Consider the following 18,386-nt stretch of genomic DNA (forward strand, 5'->3'; position numbering starts at 1 on the left):
GCGCTTGATTTGCAGGGGTACGGGGTCATAGGGTCAGAAAAGTATGTGAAAGAAGAGGAACGGCGGATATGGCCGATGCACGCGCGGGGCAAAAGGACGCCTATCAGTTGATCCTTCAGGCCATTGATCTGGGGACATATCGCCCGGGAGACCGGCTGGTTGAAAGCGAACTGGCAGAGCGGTTCGGCGTGTCTCGCACGCCTATTCGCGAAGCCTTGCAACGGCTTGAAACGCAATCGCTTTTGGCGCGCGACGGGCGGTCCTTGATTGTGGCATCGCTGGATCACAACCAGATGGCCGAGCTTTATGTCGTGCGATCTGAACTTGAAGGTCTGGCAGCGCGGCTTGCGGCGCGTCATGCGACCGAGGAAGAGGTGCGGTTGCTGCGCGAGTTTGTCGAGAAAGATAAGGGTCGCATTGGTGATCCGTCGGCATTAAGCCGGACCAATCGCCGTTTCCACCGGCAAGTCCATCTTGCATCGCACAATAGGTATCTGGTGCAGCAACTGGATCTTGTTTACCGCTCAATGGCGCTCATGACGACGACGTCGCTGGCTGCCGAAGGACGCAGCGAGCGCGCTTTGGAGGAACATGCCGCCGTTGTGGACGCCATATCCCGAGGCGATGCGGAAGCCGCTCAAATGGAATTAAAGGGACATATTTCAAGGGCTTACGAAGCGCGGCTTAGACGTGATGCTGAAGCTGCCGCCGACGCCAGCGGCGCTTAGGACGACTAGTTGGGCCGCCATGCGCGGTCTTATCCCAGTAGAACGGTCGCGTGGTGAGTTCCGCGATCGCCTTCCAGCAGGCGAAGGCCGAAAGCGGGAAGTAGAGGTGCATAAGGGGCACCCACCATATCAGATCGCGGTGGCGCGGGGTGGCGACGGAGAGCGCCAGCGCGATGATGGTTGCGATTTCGCACAGCAGGAACGCCACAGCGAAGGCGACGACGACTCCCCACGGAGCGATCTGGCCCAGTGGGTGGGGCAAGCCGACCAGAACAAGCCAGAATGACCAGAGGTATGGCGCGAGGACGAACTGTGAGAGCGTACCGAGAAAAAGGATCTGGAAGCCCAGGAATTTACGGAGCCCCAGCTCGTTGAGGAGCCGTTTCGGTGCGCGCATGTGGACTGCCCATGAGACGGCATAGCCTTTGATCCAGCGCGACCTCTGGCGGATCCAAGCGGGGACAGTGGCGATCGCTTCTTCGAAGGTGACCGAGGATATGAATTCGGTGCGATAGCCGCGACGTGCCAGTCTGAGACCGAGATCGGCGTCTTCGGTGACATTATGGGCGTCCCAGCGGCCGATTTTTTCCAGGATTCGGCGGCGGAAGAACACCGTGGTTCCTCCGAGCGGGATGGCGAACCCCAACCGGACCAAGCCGGGCAGCACAAGTCGGAACCAGGTGGCGTAGTCGATTGCAAAGCATCGTGTCAGCCAAGTGTTGTGCGCGTTGTAGAAGTCGAGGACCCCTTGCAAGCAGGCGACATTCGGTGGGGCTTTGGCAAAGGTATCGGCAACGGTGCGCAGTTGGTCGGGCGCGGGGGCGTCCTCGGCATCGTAGATGCCGATGATCTCTCCGTTTGCAAAGTCCAGCGCATAGTTCAGTGCGCGGGGCTTTGTTTGCGGCGAACCGGGGGGCACGGTGATAATGCGCATCCAGTCCGGCAGCTCGGATTGGGCCAGCGCGTTGGCGGTTACGCTGTCGGAATGTTCAAGAATAAGAAGGACTTCCAGCTTGTCCTGGGGATATTCGAGGCGGCTTAGCCGCGCGACGAGGCGGGGCGCGATGTCATGTTCGTTGAACAGGGGCACAAGCACGGAAATGCTCGGGTAGGTGTGCCTGGCAAGCGCGACTGGGCGGGCGGAGTGCCAAGTTTCGCCGAGAGTGCGCGAGGCGCGCAATTGGGCAATTGCACCGGCGGTGCGCAGGCCGGTGACGGCGACCAGAGTGAGCGTTGCCCAGATCGTGACGGTCCAAATGAGAAATGAGGTATTTAAGTACCCCATCACCAGAAGCAAAATTGCCAGACCACCAAGACGGCCGGCCGAGCGCGGGCCGGACCATGCGCGGCAGCTTTCCCGCAAAGATGTGTGTCGCAACGCCTTGTGGGCCAATGTGGGGCCGGCAGCGGCAGTTATTGCGGCGCGAATGACGTCGCGCGAGGCGGGAAGATGTGCAACGGGGCCAAGCCGCGATTCTAGCGTTGCGCGCGTGGTCTGAAAGCGTTCGTAGTCCACTGCGGCGACAAGTGTGACCACGCCCATGCGACGGAGGGGTAGGATTTCATTGCGAATTGCGAACTCGGGCGTGATATCGTCCAGAAACCGCGCGTCCGCCTGGATGCTTTCAAGACGGAGAGGGCCGTCTTTCGAGGGTTTCGAATCCAGCTTCGGTTCCTCAACCGCTTGTTTTCGCAGCGACCGGAACGTCACGGGCATGAATGCACGGATAAAAGGGCAGCACTAACCAACATGAACGCCACATTAGTGTCATATCGGTTAAATCGCGGTTAATCCTCAGGCGTTTTCGCGCGCGCGGGCGTCCATCGCGGCGGCGAAACGCTCGAACAGGTAGTAGCTGTCCATTGGGCCGGGGCTGGCCTCGGGGTGGTATTGCACCGAATAGACCGGGCGATCGGCCATGCGGATCCCGCAGTTCGAGCCATCAAACAACGAGACATGGGTTTCCACGACGCCCTCGGGGAGGGTCTGGCTGTCGACAGTAAAGCCATGATTCATTGAGGTAATTTCGACTTTCCCGGTGTCGAGGTCCTTGACCGGATGGTTCGCGCCGTGGTGACCGTGGTTCATCTTGATCGTCGTGGCGCCAAGCGCGAGCGCAAGCATCTGATGCCCGAGGCAGATTCCGAAGACCGGAAGATCGGTCTGGTCGAGCACGCCTTTGATCATCGGGACTGCATAAACGCCGGTGGCGGCCGGATCTCCAGGTCCGTTCGAGAGGAACACGCCGTCGGGATCAAGGGCCAACACATCTTCGGTTGTGGCGGTCGCGGGCAGGACGGGGACGTCGCAACCAGCCGAGGCGAGGCAGCGCAGAATGTTGCGTTTTGCGCCGTAGTCGATGGCGACGACTTTGAACTTCGCATCGGTTTGTGGCTTGTAGCCTTCCGGCCAAGCCCACCGCATTTCGTCCCAGCGGTAGGACTGGGCACAGGTGACGTCCTTTGCGAGGTCGAGACCCTCGAGGCCGTTGAAATCACGGGCGGATTTGATCAGGGCTTCAAGGTCGAAGTTGCCGTCTGGATCATGCGCGAGGGCGACGTGTGGGGCGCCTTGCTGGCGAATGGCGCGTGTGAGCCGGCGGGTGTCGACGCCGCCGATGCCGACGCGTCCACGCCGTTCAAGCCAATCAGTCAGTTCAGCCGTCGCGCGCCAGTTGGAGGGTTCGGTCGGGTCCCATTTTACCACGAGGCCGTCGGCGACCGGATCGGCGGTTTCGTCGTCTTCGGGGTTGATGCCGGTGTTGCCGATGTGAGGGAAAGTGAAAGTGACGATCTGACCTGCGTAGGAAGGGTCGGTCATGATTTCCTGATAGCCGGTCATGGCAGTGTTGAAGCACAGTTCGGCGACGCATGTACCGGTGGCTCCGAAGCCTTTTCCGTAGAAAATCGTGCCATCCGCAAGGGCGAGACAGGCGGTCGGTCTGGGCGCGGCATCTGTCATGGGAAGGCTCCTCGGGGCTGGTAAACGACCGAAGGTTTACGCGCTCCCCGTGGGAGGGTCAAGAGAACGGCTTTTTTCAGTTTTGCCTGTTTTTCAGAGGTTTAGCTGGAAAGCAGGCTGTTGCCGCGCCGAAGCGGTTCCTATATTCTCTGCCGCTCTGAACATGGGGATGAGCAGATTATGGGTTTGCGAGACAAGATCACTCAATCGCTGAAAGAGGCGATGAAGGAAAAGGATGCGGTGCGCTTGTCGACGCTGCGTCTGATTAATGCGGCGATCAAGGATCGCGACATTGCACTGCGATCGGGGAGCGAGGACGACCTGGGTGTCGGGGATGACGAAATCCTTGTTATCCTTGGAAAAATGGTCAAGCAGCGTCAGGAAAGCGCACGCGCCTATGAAGAAGGCGGGCGGTTGGAGCTGGCCGAGAAGGAGCTGGAAGAGATTGAGGTCATCAAGATGTTTCTTCCGCGTCAGCTCGATGAGGAAGAAACGGCAACTGCCGTGGACGAAGCCATTGAAAAAACAGGCGCTTCTTCGATCCGCGACATGGGCAAGGTAATGGGCGAACTCAAGGGGCGCTATACCGGGCAAATGGATTTCGGCAAGGTCGGGCCGCTGGTCAAGGAGCGTTTGTCCTGAGCCTTCGGTGAGCGGTTTGGGGCTTTGAAAAAACGAAGGAAGGGGCGTCGGAGCGATTTCGGCGCCTTTTTTGTATGTGATTGAACACAAAGGAAATCTGGCGAGGAGTGCCGCGTCGGTATGACGTCGGTGTCACGTCGGTATTGCGTCGGTGCGACCGTGCGGCGGGTTGGTGAACTGGTAGGATTTCGCGGATTTGGATGAAAGTCAGGCTCTAAGGGCTTGAGATAGCTCGTCGAAAAGCGTTGCGCGTTCTTCGGGGCTGAGGAAGCGGCCGATCTCGACCTCGCGGTTGTTGCCGCGCAGTGTCAGGTATTTTTCGACCGGGCCGTCGTCGCGGAGGTTTACCGTCACCCAATGTGGATTTGCAGCCCATGTCAGCACCGGTCCGGCGTGGGGTATATGGTCGAGGCGGACCTCGTCTTCGGTGAGTGTGAGCTCTTCGTGGCGCGAGCGGTCGCGTTGGTTGGCGGTGATTGCGCGCCAGACGGAAGCGAGAGCGATCAGAAAAAAGAACAACAGGAACCAGACCACCGGTGAACCGAGGAGGGCAACGAGCGGCAAGGTCAGCATAGCGGCGGTCACACCGATGAACCAAGCAAAGCCACGCGGTGTCAGCGACTGGTGTGGCCACAGGGTGAGGGCACGGGCCTCGGGGGTTTCGCTCCATTGGTACGGCATGAAGGAGATGTTAGGGCGGTTCGGGGGGTGGAAAAGGGGTAGGTCTGGAAAAATGTACGCCTTTCGGCGCACGCGATGTTTGGGCGGGGCAAGCCCCCGCCTGTGCCTCCGGCGGGGATATTTTTCAACAGGAGAAGGCGGGGTCTTTGCTTTAGCCGGCGACGGTGCGGATGATGAAGAAGAGCACAGCCGACAGGATTGCGGCGGCTGGGACGGTGATGACCCAGGCCGCGATGATCGTGAGGAAGTGTGAGCGGCGCACGAGTTTGCGGCGGCGGCGTTCTTCGCTGGGCTGGTTGGGCAGATCGGGGATGTTGAGGCTGGCGCGGCGCATGCGCCGACTTGTGTCCCATTCGCGAAAGAAACCCACACCGAAGACGCCGCCGACCGCGATGTGGGTCGAGCTGACGGGCAGGCCGAGCCAGCTTGCGACGATGACGGTGATGGCAGCCGACAGGGCCACGCAGTAGGCGCGCATCGGATTCAGTTTCGTGATCTGGCTGCCGACCATGCGGATGAGTTTCGGGCCAAAGAGGAAGAGGCCGAAAGAGATTCCGAGCGCGCCGATGACCATGACCCAGAGCGGGATGGAAACGGCGTCGGTGAAGTTGCCTGACTGTGACGCCTGCACGATGGCAGCGAGCGGGCCGACGGCGTTGGCAACGTCGTTTGCGCCATGGGCGAAGCTGAGGAGGGCGGCGGAGACGACGAGTGGAATGCCGAACAGGACCTTGAGGGATTTGTTGCGGTTTTCGAGGCCTTCGGATTGTCGTTTGATCACCGGGATCATGGTGAGCCAGATCAGGCCGCCTGCGACCGCGCCGATGAGGAGGGCGGTTTGCATGTCGATCTTGATGATTTTTTTCAGACCCTTGAGGGCGAGGTAAGCCGCAAACGCCCCTGCCATGATGCCGACCAGGACCGGCACCCATTTTCGGGCGGCGGCTATCTTGTCGGTCTGGTAGATGATCTGCGCCTTGATGAACCACAGGAAAGCCGCTGCGATAACGCCGCCGAGAACGGGGGAGATGACCCAGCTTGCGGCGATGGCGCTCATCGTGGGCCAGTTCACCGCCGCGAAACCTGCAGCGGCGATGCCCGCCCCCATGACGCCTCCGACGACGGAATGGGTTGTTGAGACGGGTGCGCCGACCCATGTGGCGAGGTTCACCCAGAGGGCGGCGGCGAGGAGGGCGGCGAGCATGGCCCAGATGAACACATTCGCGCTTACCATGCTTTCGGGCGCGATAATGCCTTTGGCGATCGTCGAGACCACGTCTCCGCCTGCCAGAAGGGCGCCAGCGGTTTCAAAGATGGCGGCGATGGCGATGGCCCCGCCCATGGTGAGTGCGTTGGCACCCACGGCGGGCCCCATGTTGTTGGCCACGTCATTGGCGCCGATGTTCAGCGCCATATATGCGCCGAAGCCTGCTGCGATCACGACAATGAAGACGTTGGTAGACTGGCCGAAAAACACCAGTGCCATGAGGCTGGCCAGCACAATGAAGATCAGTGAGATGCCGGGGCCGATCAGGGGCCGTGCGACGTAGGCAGTCGCGCGTTCGAGGCTGGAATAGCGACCGAGGTCGCGGTCGAGTGTCTCGAGGTGTCGATACTCGAAATCGTTGCTGGCCATTGTCCCCCCGCATGTTTTTTTTGGGGGTAGCAGGGATTGCGGGCGACCTCAATTGCGAGGTGCGCGCGGGTTGCGGTCAGTCGAAGTCTTCGAGGAGTTTCTTCAGCTCAGGCTCGGCGACGAGGTTGGCGGCCTCTTTCGGGCTAACCCATTTACGGTTGCGTTCGTCGGCTTCGGGGAAGCTGTCGGAGAGCGTTTCAACGGCAACCGGGTAGACGGTGGTTTCTACCGTTGCGCTAAGGCCGTTGTCGAAGCGTTTTTCGTACGTATAGCTGCCGATGGCTTCTGTTTCGGAGCTGCCGCTTTTGACGCCTGCTTCTTCCCAGGCTTCTTGCAAGGCTGTTTCGCACGACGTTTTGCCGGAGATCGGCCAGCCCTTGGGGATGATCCAGCGGCCTGTATCGCGGCTGGTGATCAGCAGGATTTGCTTTTTGGCATCCATGGTTCGATAGCACAGCGCAGCCATCTGCACACGCACAGGGCGTTGCAGTAAGGGTTGTACATAACCTGACCAAAAGCCATCGAAGACAGCGCGCATGGGATACCTGTTCATTGTTTTTCTTGCTTGTTAGCAGGTAATTAGTTGAATTTTTGTAAAGATTCAACCCTCGGGTGAGTTAGGGCTTCTTTACAGCAGCGGGTTTTGCTCCGGGGTTGGGGTGTCGGGGTGGAGGAGGCCCGCGGATTTGAGGTCGCTCCAGAGGGTGTCGGGGATCGGGTGCGCGGCCCAGGTCAGGATGTCTTGCATTTCGGATGTACTTCGGGTGCCGGGGATAACGCTGGCGACGCGGTCGTGTCCCAGAGGAAAGGCGAGGGCAGCGGCGGGCATGGGTGTGTTGTGGTCGCGGCAGATGGTTTCGATCCTGGCGGCTTTGGCGAGGACGTCGGCGGGGGCTTTGGCATAGTTCCAGGTGTCGCGGCCCACGAGGATGCCGGAGTTGAAGGGACCTCCGATGATGAGGCTGATGCCTTTGGCCTGGCAAGCGGGAAGGAGGTCGTCGAGCGGGGTTTGTTCGAGGAGCGTGTAGCGGCCTGCGAGGAGGAAGGTATCCCAGTCGCCTGTTTCCATGACGTCGAGGCAGGCTTTGACTTCGTTGACGCCGATGCCGATGGCCTTGACGTGACCGTTGCGGCGCAGGTCGTCCATGGCGCGGTAGCCGCTTTCCAGGTCTTTCATGTGGCGGGCGTTTTCTTCGCGTCCGTGTTGCATGTCGCCAATGTCGTGGGCGAGCAGGATGTCGATACGCTTGAGGCCGAGGCGTTGCTGGCTGTCCTCGAACGAGCGCATGACGGCGTCGTAGGAGTAGTCGTAGACTGGGTGGAACGGCAGGGGGTCGATCATGCCGGCGTCTGCGAAGGGGTTGGCGAGGGCGCCGGGGGCGAGGAGGCGACCCACTTTGGTCGAGAGTGAGTAGTCGCGGCAACGGATGGCGTCTCCAGTGGCGCGCTCAGAGCGGCCGAAGCCGTAGAAGGGCGCGGTGTCGATGAATGTAACGCCAGCGTCTAAGGCCAGATTGATGATCGCGAGGGCTTCGGTGTTGGTGATCTCGGCGAAGTTGCCGCCAAGTGGCGCGGTGCCGATGCCGAGGGTGGTGACGGTGAGATCGGTTTGGCCAAGGCGGCGTGTTTTAGGGGGCATGGAGCTTTCGGCTTTCTTTATCGGCGTTTGAGGGCCGCGATGACGGTTTCGGCAAGGATAACGGCGGTTGTGGTGAGCGTCACCAAAAGGATGACGCTGCCGAGCGTTGCAACCTGATTGGCGCGGTTGAACAGGGTGAAATCCGTATGCACCGGGTCAGCGTAGAGGATCGCCAGCAATGGCGCGAGGGTCAGGAGCGTGCCGAGCGCGAAAGCTGAGGCGGCGAGGATGGCGTGTTTGCGGCTGAACCGTCGGGAGAGGCGGAGGATGGCAAACCAAGCGGTCGCAAAGAGCGCGATTACGATGGCCAGTGACAGTAGATAGTGGCTGTGGGCGACGACGTAGTAGGTGTCGTGGAGCATGGTCGGGCCTCGTCTCGGGGTATCGTGGACGATGTCCCGAGGGTAGCGCGGCTTGAAAAGCGTTGCTAGCTGGCGAGTTTCTTTTGTTTGGCGAAAGGGCTGAGGCCGAGCCAGACCTGCATGGTCGCGGCGATCTTGCGGTCTCCGATCAGTTCGATCTTGTCGCGTTCGCTTTCCAATGTGGCGAGGCCCATCCATATGGCCGTCATCGTGCGTAGGTCCGTTGTGACGTAGAGATTGATCTCGAATCCGGGATCGGACCAGCAAAGGTCGACCTCTCCGTCGGGTTCGATCACCAGCCACCAGCAGTTCTTGGTCGAGGGTAAATCCGAGTATAGAAACTGAACCGCAGTGCGCAGGGGCGGCAGAGGCGAGGGGTCGAGGTTGCGCCGCATGTCCCACATCAGCAGGGAAGGGTCGAGATTCCTGAGGGAAAGTGTGGATTCGACCCATTTCTGACCCCAATTGCCGATGGCTTCGATGACGGGGCGCAGGTCTTTGCCCGCAGGTGTCAGGTGGTATTCGAAGACGCCTTTTTCCGCTCGGGAGGGAAGGCGTTCGATCACGCCGGCGCTTTCGAGTTCCTTCAGGCGGGTGGACAGAAGCGCGGGCGACATCTTGGGCACGCCGCGCCGCAGGTCGTTGAACCGGGTGGTTCCGGCGACCAGTTCGCGCATCAGAACCATTGTCCAGCGGGTGCAGAGCACTTCCGAGGCCATCGCGACGGGGCAGAATTGTTTGTATCCGGCTTGGGTCATTGTGGCGGCTCCTTTGTTGGCCTGTCGGCAATCGTAGAAGCCCCCGCGATCGCTGCCTAGTTCAGAAACTGAATCCGGTGGTTCAGATGGGGAACTGGATGGGTGTACGGCCCTGTTGGTATTTGAAAGGAGCCCCTTTCTGGTGGGGCAGATTTAGCAAAGGGAGACGACAATGAGTGTATATCTGATCGCCGACATCAAAGTGACCGACGACAGCTGGGTACCGGATTATGCGACCAACGTGCATAAACTGGTGGAACAGCACGGCGGCAAATATCTGTCGCGCAGCGGCCATATCGACACGCTGGAAGGGGCGGCGACAGACAGCACCCTGATCGCAATCCTAGAGTTTCCGACGCGCGGGGCGCTGGACGGCTTCGCGGCTGATCCCGCATATGCCCCTTACGACAAAGCCCGGCAGGCCGGGAGTGTCAGCACGTTTCGGGTGATTGACGACACGGATATTGCGGGGGCGATACCCTATCTTTCTGCGGGGTAAGGTTGGAGAGGGTAGAAGGGCCCCGGCGATGGGGCCCTTTGGTGTTGGCGTAGGCTGGTCCCAAGAAGGCCGACACATGTTTCATCGCCTTGAGCTGTTTGGCGCGTGACAGTCGTCGAAATCCCGCTTTGCGGCTCAGCAGGGGTCTGCCAGCGGCGGTAACTGACGCAGATAGAGGATGATGGCGTCAAGATCGGCAGGCGTCATGCTGCTGTAGTATGCGTATCCCATTGGCGGCATCATCGCCGATCCGTCGGGGCGGACGCCGGTTGAAATCATCTGGACCAATTCCTCGTCGGTCCATTTCGAAATGCCGTCTTCGGGATGAGGTGTAAGGTTTGCCGATACCGAGGTGCCCCAGGGTCCGTGGAACTCAAATCCGCCGGCACCAAGCTGGTTGATCCTATCCGGCCCCATCGGTCCCATTGGGCTATGGCATTCCACGCAGTGGGCCACTGTATCGATGGGCGGACCATACGCAGGCGGGAGCGGAATATTGTAGACGCTCTGGCCTGCGTCGTTTTCCACGGCAGGAATACTGCGCAGGTAGGCCACAATTGACATCACATCATCGTCCGAAAGCTGACTGTAAAGCGCAATCGGCATCGGCGGTCCTATGACCCGTGTGCCGCCCGGCGTGATCCCCTCGCGGATGGCACGCGCTAATTCGGCATCGCTCCACTCCGACACGCGTCCGCCGAGTGTGAGATTGGGCGCAATGGCGGTGAAAGCAGGTGTTTCTTCCACAAGGCACCCCGCCAGGTTCTTTGTCATGTCCGGTCCTTGGGCTCCGAAAGGAGTGTGGCAGTTCCCACAGCCCGCAGGGCCTTCGACCAGATATTGACCTCTCTCGATTGATGGTTCGGCCAGAGCCAATGTCCCGGCAAACGTCACGGCAATAGTACAGACTGCGATTCTCATTTTTGTCCCCCCCCCCGGATTGATGACGGCGGTATTGCTCCCGTTCGCTGACTTCACAAAGCAATATCTTTTGGCGGAATCTCGAAGCGGCAATCGCTAGAGTTGCTGCGTTTGACCCGTCGTTGGATTGGGGCTTCTGTTCCGGTGGATGGTTTGGGGGCGGGCCGTATTTCATGCCGAAATCCGGTCGCCGGTATTGCAAATTGGGAAGGTCTGGTGAAGGCCTCCTTCGAGGGGAACCGTTTTCATGGTGCGACCCTTCCTTGATTTGGAAGCAACCGCACTCGCCGTACGCGGGAACGAAAAAGGGCCTCGGCATGTGCCGAGGCCCTTTCGATCTCTGCTTTAAGATCAGTTACTCGACGATCTTCTTTTCCAGCCGTTCGGCACGCGGGTGGTTGCCGTCTTGCCAGTCCCACATGTCGCGTGTCGGAAGAGTTTCGAAGGTGTGCTCTGGTGGCGGGCAGGGCAGGGTCCACTCGAGAGTGTCTGCATGCTCGTTCCAGTAGTTGTCTTCGGTGATCTTCGCGCCATGGCGCAGCGTGTAGTACACGATGCCGATAAACAAGAGGAAGGATGCAAAGGCCAGGAACGCGCCCCATGAGGAGACTTCATTCCAGTAGGCGAAGGCTTCCGGATAGTCGATGTAGCGACGTGGCATGCCTTGACGTCCGAGGAAGTGCTGCGGGAAGAACGTCAGGTTTGCACCAATGAAGAACATCCAGAACTGCACCTGACCCCAACGTTCAGGGTACTGACGTCCGGACATCTTGCCGATCCAGTAATAGACGCCGGCAAAGATACAGAAGACGGCGCCGAGGCTCATCACATAGTGGAAGTGCGCGACCACGTAGTAGGTGTCGTGGTAGACGCGGTCCACAGCGGCCTGTGACAGGACGATGCCTGTTACGCCGCCAAGCGTGAAGAGGAAGAGGAAGCCGAATGCGTAGAGCATCGGTGTCTTGAACTCTACCGAACCGCCCCACATTGTGGCAATCCATGAGAAGATCTTAACGCCCGTTGGGACCGCGATGACCATGGTGGCCAGCATGAAATAAGTCTGCTGGGTCAGGGACATTCCCACGGTGTACATGTGGTGGGCCCAGACGACGAAGCCGAGCGCGCCAATGGCGATCATTGCCCAAACCATTGGCATGTAGCCGAAGATTGGTTTGCGCGAGAAGGTCGCGATAACGTGGCTAATGAGGCCGAAGCCGGGCAGGATGATGATGTACACCTCGGGGTGTCCGAAGAACCACAGGATGTGCTGGTAGAGGATCGGGTCCCCGCCGCCTGCCGGATCAAAGAACGTTGTGCCGAAGTTGCGGTCTGTCAGAAGCATCGTGATGGCGCCTGCGAGGACCGGAAGGGCCAAGAGGATGAGCCATGCTGTGACGAAGATCGACCATGCAAACAGCGGCACTTTGAACAGTGTCATGCCGGGGGCACGCATGTTCAGGAAAGTCGTGATCATGTTGATAGCGCCGAGGATCGAGGACGCGCCCGAGAGGTGCACCGCGAAGATCGCGAGGTCCATAGACCAGCCGCCTTCAGTCGTCGAAAGCGGTGGGTAAAGCACCCAGCCGACGCCCGAACCCAGTTGCCCGTTGCCGCCCGGAGAGACGACAGAGGCGATGGCTAGCGACGTGCCGGCGACGTAGAGCCAGTAGGACAGATTGTTCATCCGCGGGAAGGCCATGTCCGGTGCACCGATGTGCAAGGGCATGAAATAGTTGCCAAAGCCGCCGAAGAGCGCCGGAATAACGACGAAGAACATCATCAGGATGCCGTGGCCCGTGATCAGCACGTTCCAGAGATGGCCGTTTGGCGTACAGGTTGCCGCGCTGTCGGCGAACATCCGGGCGCCTTCGAGGCACATGTACTGAACGCCGGGGTCTTTCAGCTCCATCCGCATGTACACGGTGAAGGCGACGGCGATGAAACCGACAAAGCCCGAAGTGAACAGATACAGAATACCAATGTCTTTGTGGTTTGTGGACATGAACCAGCGAGTGAAGAAACTCCGGTCGTCGTGTCCCTCGTGCCCGTGCGCTGTAGCGTCGGCCATGAATTGCCTCCTAGATTCCCAATTCAACGGGGATTCCTCCCCGCGCTTTCAACCGTTTCTAAAGGGACGGGCGGTGTGGGGCAATGACGGAAGTGACCTTTATGGCGGGATATTTTGCCTCAGGGGGGAAAGGCAGAGCAGGAGGTGTCGGGTTTGCCGCGATTTTCCCCCAGTTGTGGTCCGATCGCATGACAGTCGGGGGGGGGCTGGCTGTGGGTATCTAAGGGTCAGACATCAAGGAGAGGTGATATGGACCCCATCCACTTTATGGCCCGAGTCGGGTCGAAACAGGCGCTGCACCGACGCGCAACACCGCAGGAGATTGATGGGTTTTACCAAAGCGACGACTGGGACGCGGTCTGGCGCATGCGGGCCTTGGTCCGCCGGGGGGCGGGTCTTGGGTTTTGGAAGCGCAGGCGCGGCGCGCGCGCTTTGATTGCCGGGACGGTACCGGCTGAATAGACTTGGGACAAAGCGGAGACATCATGACGCAAACAGCTATGTCCGCCACGCAGGATGCCGATCAGATCCGCGCGGTTGTTCACGAGGAAACAGCAGCGTTCTTTGCCAAGGACTTTGAGCGTTGGGCGGCGTGTTTTCTGCACGCGCCGCGCACGCATGACGTCTATGTCACAAAGGGACGCGGTGTGGTGATCAGCCGGGGCTGGGCTGATATGGCGGCGTCGATGCGGCAGCTTATGCAGGACAATCCCCGCGTCTTCGAAGGCAGCTATGAAAAGTATGACTTTGAGATTTCGGTTTCTGGGGACATGGCATGGACGACGTTCAACACGCGGGCGGGGCCCGAACGCAGCAGGCGGTATCGCTCGGCGGAGGTGTTCGAGACGCGTATCATTGAGCGGATCGAGGGCAGGTGGCTCATTGTCTATTCCAGCGTTGCCGTGCTGCGTGAGCCGCGCGACGGACCACCGCTTGTGCAGGTCGACGGTGATGGGCAGGTTATCTGGGCGTCGGACAAGACGCTGGCGCGGTTGGAGAGCTTTGACGGCTTGACGGTGTCTGCGGGCAGGTTGCGGGCGCAATCGCCGAAGTGGGACCGGGAGTTGCAGGCCACGATCGCGCGGGCCGCCGGTATGCGGCACGTCTGGGACAGCGGGTTTTCGGCGGGCGGGAACAACCAGTTCCATTACCCGTACATTTTGGGCGACCGGGACGGGATTTCGCATTGCACGGTGTTCGTTCTGGACGGGATGATCAATGTGTCGTTCGGGGATGATGCGCTGATTGGCGGGCGGATTGAGACTGCGGCCGAGATTTTCGGGCTGTCGCAGGCGCAAAAGCGGCTGGCGCATCAGGTGTCGACCGGGATGAGGTTGACGGAAGCGGCAGAAGCTTTGGGCATTTCGGTGAACACGGCGCGCACACATCTGGGGCGGATTTACACAAAGACGGGGGTGAATTCGCAAGTGGCTCTGGTCAGAATGCTGATGTCGATGGCGGCGCTGCCGTATCAGGCTTGAGCTTTGCGGGCGGCGCTTGCGGCTTCGCGTTCTTCGCGCTGCTTTTTCAGCATGGCGGTGTAGCGCGGGGCGAAGAACTTGGTGAAGGTGCGCACCTCGGGTGTTTGTGGGCCTGAGGTGAGGTGATGAGCCAAGTGTTTACTGTAAAGTCTTCTATAGGTTCCACCACACGGGTGAGTGACGGTTTGTCCAGGGCAAGACCTGTACTGAGCAGGCCAATGCCAAACCCGCTGAGAATGGCGGCAACGACGCTATTGTAGCTGTCGCATTCCATGACAATCTGATCCGGCGTAATGCGTCCTGTGATCCAGTCGCGAAACTTGCGCATCCCGCCGCTCATCACGACGAACTTGTGGTCCGAGAAGTCATCTTGTGACGCAGGGAGGCCATATTTTTTCACATAGGCCTGGGAAGCATAGAGCGCCATGGGTTGCGAGAACATCTTGCGGCAGATGAGACTGGGGTCCGTTACCTCATTCACGTAGCGGATCGCGACGTCGGCTTCGTCATTGGCCAGATCAAGGGTTTCCGGGGTGGCGAGGAAGTCGAAGGTGATTTCGGGATGCTGATCGGTGAAGTCAGACAGGATGACTGCGAAATTCTCGGACAGGACCTCGGGCACGCCGGTGACGCGGATGGCTTTACTCGCCGTGGATTTGAAGGTTTTTGCGGTGATGGCGACGGAGCTTGCGTTCATTTCCATCGCTTCGGCGTCGGTTTTCAGGGCAAGCGCGGCTTCGGTTGCTTTGAAGCCGCGCGTGTCGCGGTCGAAAAGCATAAGGCCAAGCGTGTGTTCCAGCGCCTCGATGCGCCGGGCGACGGTAGGTTGCGCCATGCCGAGGGTTTTCGAGGCGGCAAGCGTCGAGCCCGTGCGCAGGACGGCGAGAAAAACGCGGATGTCTGACCAGTTGGTAAATCGGTTATTCATTTTTGTAGAACAGCACAACGATGCAGCGGATACCAGTGGTTTGCGCACCGTCCTAACGTGGATTTAGCTGATCACCGCACAAGGACTTTTCATCATGGCAATGGCCCCCGACTTTCCAGCACTCTTTTCCTTTTCCGGCGTTTTTTCCCGTCGTCGCCCGGTGGCGAAGGTCGAGACCATGAGCGATGAGGACCGCGACGCGGTTTGTGCACGGCGGGACTTTCTGAACCGGATGATGTGCGAAAACGCCAGCGCCGTTCAAAGCGAGCACGGGATGCAGGCGATGATGTCGATGTATCCGCGCGAGTTTTGACGCGTCAGGCGGCGGGAATGTCGAAAGGAAAGACAGGAGCGTATTTCTTGCGGTCCTGAACGGACGGTCCGCTTTCATATTCGGGGTCGATCAGTTCGGTTGGTGTTTCGGGGAGTCGTGGATCGACGCGGGTCGGTGCGAGGAAGACGAGGTCCTTGGCCAGTTCGACGCCGCGGGCGCACGCTTCTGGCCAGTGGTCGAGGTAGGGCGCGCCGATGCAGATGGCGCTGGGCGTCCCGGTGGGTATGCCGCGCCAGAACCAGCCCTTGACGGGGCATTCTTCGCGGCGAAGTTCGGAATAGAAGACGCCAAGGTCCTTGGAGAGCGCTTTCATCAGGTCCAGAAGGGCCGGGGTCTCGAACGCTTTGGGGCGGAGTTGAAACTCGACGCGTGTGGCGAGAAAGTTTTGTTTGAGGAAGTGGTTCGGATGCCATTTGGCGACCACCACGTCGCAAGGCACGCTCATGAATATCCATGAAAACGGCGTTTTGGCGCGCATGAAGATGTCGGGGTCCGCTTTGAAGTCCTGCACAAGCGCAGTGCTGTCACCGTCTTCGACTATGCCTTGCATCGGCTCATACTGGCCGTAGCGCTGGGGCATTGCTGCGGGGAGGACGCGCTGAATGGTGTCGAGCATGATCGCAAAGCCGATTTCGTAGAACCAGTTGGCGTCGGAGAGGTAGAAACTGAGTTCGCCGCCTGTTTCGACGTCGGTCACAGTGTCGGGCAGGGGGCCGGTTTTGGTCGCGGTGAGATAGGTGCCGGATTGTTCGTCAATTAGGATGCCCTTGGTTTCGGCGATGGTGTCGGTAAGCCAAGCGTCGAATTCGGCAAGGGCCTGAGGGCCGGGCGTGCCTTCGATATAGAGGCGTATGAGCCAGCGGCGGCGTTTGCCGATGAGGGGGTGATATGTGTCGGGGATGTCTTCGTGTTCGACGCGCGCCGGGGGATCGGCAGCGAACTGGGCGATGGGGCCGGCTTTGGGGGGCTACAAGGTTGTTTCGCGGGCGAGGTAGAGGTCGAGGCCGATGCTCATGCCTTGAACACATTCGTGAAGGTTGTTTTCAGTGCGACGTCGACGTCCTCCATCGTGACGGGCAGACCGAGATCGACAAGAGACGTGACGCCGTGTTCGGTTATGCCACAGGGGACGATGCCCGTGAAGTGTTCAAGGTCGGGTTCGACGTTGATCGAAAGCCCGTGGAAGCTGACCCATTTGCGGATGCGGATGCCGAGCGCGGCGATCTTGTCTTCGCGGGGGCTGCCATCGGCGTTCGGGGGCAGGTCGGGGCGGGTGACCCAGACGCCGACGCGACCTTCGCGGATTTCGCCTTTCACGTTGAACTGATCGAGCGCGGCAATGATCCAGGTTTCAAGGTCGTGGACGAATTTGCGCACATCATGGCCGCGCTCGGCGACGTCGAGCATGACGTAAGCCACGCGTTGTCCGGGGCCGTGGTAAGTGTACTGCCCGCCGCGTTTGGATTGGTGGACGGGGAAGCGGTCGGGGTCGGTCAGGTCTTCGGGTTTGGCGGAGGTACCTGCGGTGTAGAGGGGCGGGTGCTCGACCAGCCAGATTGCCTCGGGGGCCGTGCCGGCACGGATCGCGGCGGCGCGGGCTTCCATCTGGGCGACGGCGTCGTCGTAGGCCGTGAGGCCGGTGGATGTGATCCATTCTGGCATGGGTTTGACTTGGCGCATGGGCGGGCGCGATGCAAGAGGGTGGCGGTTCGGACCGTGCTTGCGCTTTGGTGGGATTTTTCCTCTTCACATCGTGTTTGGGGCGCGCTATGAGGCCGCTCACCAAGTCAAGACTGTGCGGTCGTGGCGGAATTGGTAGACGCGCAGCGTTGAGGTCGCTGTGGGGTAACACCCGTGGAAGTTCGAGTCTTCTCGACCGCACCATTCTCCCAAATAAAAATGTTTGTCGTCAATGGATTATCTTTTGATGAGGACAGTAAATGGGACACAAGCCGTTACACACGATCCTTCGTGGGAACACTTATTACTACAACCGTAGAGTGCCGAAACGCAAAGCTGCTGGCTTTGGTAAAGACGTTGTTAAACTTAGACTAAGCCGTAATTGGGAGGAAGCGCAGGAAGCGAGTCTACTTCTGACTAAGAAGCTGGACGAGATTTGGAGCGCTCCAAATGTGCATCCGGTAGACATTGGCGTACTGTTGGAAAGTGCCCGCCCAAAAGTCCAGGATCTCATCTCCTGTATGGAGACCTACTTAGAGACCAGGAGTATTCACGAGCGGCCAGTTCGGCTTGCCGTTGAATTAATGGTCAATGTTTCAGGGAATAAAGAAATTTCACTCTACACCCGAAGGGATGCCCGAAGCTTCATCCAAGCCTCTCTGGAGAAAGGCAACAAGACTGCAACAGTCCGGAGGCGCGTTCAGTCTCTTCATGCTGTTGTTGAGTTTGGACTGCTCGAAATCGGAGCAACACAGAGAAACCCCTTCTCGAGACTTACCATACCTGGCGAAGGACAGGACATATCCAAGCGTGGAGTTTTTTCTGAAACACAGTTGGTCGATCTGTACCGCCATGCTTTTACCAAAGGCTCCGACACAGGGCTAGTTTTGCCGATCTTAGGAGAAACTGGTGCCAGAGTAGGCGAAATAGTCGGCCTGAGTGTCCTTCCCCCCTAAAACTGGGCCACTACATTGGTCTTGAGAGGGGAATATGGAATGGCACGGAAACGGCATTCGGACGAAGATGTATTGAAGCTGCTGCGTGAGATTGAGCTGAAGCTGACGGGA

The 18,386-nt window shown here is 59.5% G+C and carries 20 protein-coding genes and 1 tRNA gene; 8 read left to right on the forward strand and 13 right to left on the reverse strand.

The window, feature by feature from the left end; all coding sequences use genetic code 11:
• Positions 1-68: 68 nt before the first annotated feature.
• On the forward strand, positions 69-728 hold the full coding sequence (locus BOA8489_RS14750; RefSeq protein WP_093975059.1) for a GntR family transcriptional regulator: 660 nt from the start codon (positions 69-71) through the stop codon (positions 726-728).
• Here BOA8489_RS14750 and BOA8489_RS14755 read toward each other — a convergent pair.
• Positions 685-2,445 (reverse strand): glycosyltransferase family 2 protein, encoded by a 1,761-nt coding sequence (locus tag BOA8489_RS14755; protein ID WP_093975060.1) that lies wholly within the window; start codon positions 2,443-2,445, stop codon positions 685-687. The two genes, BOA8489_RS14750 and BOA8489_RS14755, sit on opposite strands and share 44 nt — an antisense overlap.
• Before the next feature lie 78 nt (positions 2,446-2,523).
• On the reverse strand, positions 2,524-3,690 hold the full coding sequence (gene carA / locus BOA8489_RS14760; RefSeq protein WP_093975061.1) for a glutamine-hydrolyzing carbamoyl-phosphate synthase small subunit: 1,167 nt from the start codon (positions 3,688-3,690) through the stop codon (positions 2,524-2,526).
• Between the two features lie 180 nt (positions 3,691-3,870).
• On the opposite strand from carA, the gene BOA8489_RS14765 reads away from it, so the two are divergent.
• The gene (locus tag BOA8489_RS14765; RefSeq protein ID WP_093975096.1) at positions 3,871-4,332 is read left to right on the forward strand and encodes a GatB/YqeY domain-containing protein; all 462 of its coding nucleotides are present in this window, start codon (positions 3,871-3,873) and stop codon (positions 4,330-4,332) included.
• 207 nt (positions 4,333-4,539) lie between these two features.
• On the opposite strand, the gene BOA8489_RS14770 is transcribed toward BOA8489_RS14765, so the two are convergent.
• From BOA8489_RS14770 to BOA8489_RS14795, 6 genes are all read right to left on the reverse strand, one after another.
• Positions 4,540-5,013 carry a DUF2244 domain-containing protein gene (locus tag BOA8489_RS14770; RefSeq protein WP_093975062.1) on the reverse strand — a complete coding sequence of 158 codons (474 nt, stop codon included), beginning with the start codon at positions 5,011-5,013 and terminating at the stop codon, positions 4,540-4,542.
• 151 nt (positions 5,014-5,164) lie between these two features.
• Entirely contained in the window at positions 5,165-6,649 is a 1,485-nt protein-coding gene (locus tag BOA8489_RS14775) for an inorganic phosphate transporter (protein WP_093975063.1), read from the reverse strand.
• Positions 6,650-6,725: 76 nt separating this feature from the next.
• Complete coding sequence (locus BOA8489_RS14780) at positions 6,726-7,187, reverse strand: NUDIX hydrolase (protein WP_093975064.1); 462 nt, start codon at positions 7,185-7,187, stop codon at positions 6,726-6,728.
• Between the two features lie 90 nt (positions 7,188-7,277).
• On the reverse strand, positions 7,278-8,288 hold the full coding sequence (locus BOA8489_RS14785) for an aldo/keto reductase (protein WP_093975065.1): 1,011 nt from the start codon (positions 8,286-8,288) through the stop codon (positions 7,278-7,280).
• Positions 8,289-8,305: 17 nt separating this feature from the next.
• Positions 8,306-8,650 (reverse strand): hypothetical protein, encoded by a 345-nt coding sequence (locus BOA8489_RS14790; RefSeq protein ID WP_093975066.1) that lies wholly within the window; start codon positions 8,648-8,650, stop codon positions 8,306-8,308.
• Between the two features lie 65 nt (positions 8,651-8,715).
• Positions 8,716-9,408, reverse strand: a complete 693-nt coding sequence (locus tag BOA8489_RS14795) for a winged helix-turn-helix transcriptional regulator (RefSeq protein WP_093975067.1) — start codon at positions 9,406-9,408, stop codon at positions 8,716-8,718.
• Positions 9,409-9,580: 172 nt separating this feature from the next.
• On the opposite strand from BOA8489_RS14795, the gene BOA8489_RS14800 reads away from it, so the two are divergent.
• Positions 9,581-9,907, forward strand: coding sequence for a DUF1330 domain-containing protein (locus tag BOA8489_RS14800; RefSeq protein WP_093975068.1), 327 nt, complete (start codon positions 9,581-9,583; stop codon positions 9,905-9,907).
• A gap of 135 nt (positions 9,908-10,042) precedes the next feature.
• On the opposite strand, the gene BOA8489_RS14805 is transcribed toward BOA8489_RS14800, so the two are convergent.
• Together BOA8489_RS14805 and ctaD are read right to left on the reverse strand one after the other, a co-directional pair.
• Positions 10,043-10,828 carry a c-type cytochrome gene (locus BOA8489_RS14805; protein ID WP_093975069.1) on the reverse strand — a complete coding sequence of 262 codons (786 nt, stop codon included), beginning with the start codon at positions 10,826-10,828 and terminating at the stop codon, positions 10,043-10,045.
• 355 nt (positions 10,829-11,183) lie between these two features.
• The gene (ctaD, locus tag BOA8489_RS14810; RefSeq protein ID WP_093975070.1) at positions 11,184-12,896 is read right to left on the reverse strand and encodes a cytochrome c oxidase subunit I; all 1,713 of its coding nucleotides are present in this window, start codon (positions 12,894-12,896) and stop codon (positions 11,184-11,186) included.
• 249 nt (positions 12,897-13,145) lie between these two features.
• Between ctaD and BOA8489_RS14815 the strand changes: the two genes are divergently transcribed.
• On the forward strand, positions 13,146-13,358 hold the full coding sequence (locus BOA8489_RS14815; protein WP_093975071.1) for a hypothetical protein: 213 nt from the start codon (positions 13,146-13,148) through the stop codon (positions 13,356-13,358).
• A gap of 23 nt (positions 13,359-13,381) precedes the next feature.
• The gene (locus BOA8489_RS14820) at positions 13,382-14,377 is read left to right on the forward strand and encodes a LuxR C-terminal-related transcriptional regulator (RefSeq protein ID WP_093975072.1); all 996 of its coding nucleotides are present in this window, start codon (positions 13,382-13,384) and stop codon (positions 14,375-14,377) included.
• 46 nt (positions 14,378-14,423) lie between these two features.
• On the opposite strand, the gene BOA8489_RS14825 is transcribed toward BOA8489_RS14820, so the two are convergent.
• Positions 14,424-15,305: a LysR family transcriptional regulator gene (locus BOA8489_RS14825; RefSeq protein ID WP_093975073.1), complete on the reverse strand. Its 882-nt coding sequence runs from the start codon at positions 15,303-15,305 to the stop codon at positions 14,424-14,426.
• 94 nt (positions 15,306-15,399) lie between these two features.
• Between BOA8489_RS14825 and BOA8489_RS14830 the strand changes: the two genes are divergently transcribed.
• A complete protein-coding gene (locus BOA8489_RS14830; RefSeq protein ID WP_093975074.1) occupies positions 15,400-15,618 on the forward strand; it encodes a hypothetical protein in 219 nt (72 codons plus the stop codon).
• A 4-nt stretch (positions 15,619-15,622) separates the two neighbouring features.
• On the opposite strand, the gene BOA8489_RS14835 is transcribed toward BOA8489_RS14830, so the two are convergent.
• Both BOA8489_RS14835 and lipB read right to left on the reverse strand, forming a co-directional pair.
• Positions 15,623-16,336, reverse strand: coding sequence for a hypothetical protein (locus tag BOA8489_RS14835; RefSeq protein WP_093975075.1), 714 nt, complete (start codon positions 16,334-16,336; stop codon positions 15,623-15,625).
• A 314-nt stretch (positions 16,337-16,650) separates the two neighbouring features.
• The gene (gene lipB / locus BOA8489_RS14840) at positions 16,651-17,301 is read right to left on the reverse strand and encodes a lipoyl(octanoyl) transferase LipB (protein ID WP_093975076.1); all 651 of its coding nucleotides are present in this window, start codon (positions 17,299-17,301) and stop codon (positions 16,651-16,653) included.
• A 135-nt stretch (positions 17,302-17,436) separates the two neighbouring features.
• Between lipB and BOA8489_RS14845 the strand changes: the two genes are divergently transcribed.
• Positions 17,437-17,523 (forward strand) — tRNA-Leu (locus tag BOA8489_RS14845).
• Between the two features lie 56 nt (positions 17,524-17,579).
• The gene (locus BOA8489_RS14850) at positions 17,580-18,275 is read left to right on the forward strand and encodes a hypothetical protein (RefSeq protein WP_093975077.1); all 696 of its coding nucleotides are present in this window, start codon (positions 17,580-17,582) and stop codon (positions 18,273-18,275) included.
• Positions 18,276-18,386 lie beyond the last annotated feature (111 nt).

Origin of the sequence: Boseongicola aestuarii, assembly GCF_900184815.1 — a bacterium.
GTDB lineage: Bacteria > Pseudomonadota > Alphaproteobacteria > Rhodobacterales > Rhodobacteraceae > Boseongicola > Boseongicola aestuarii.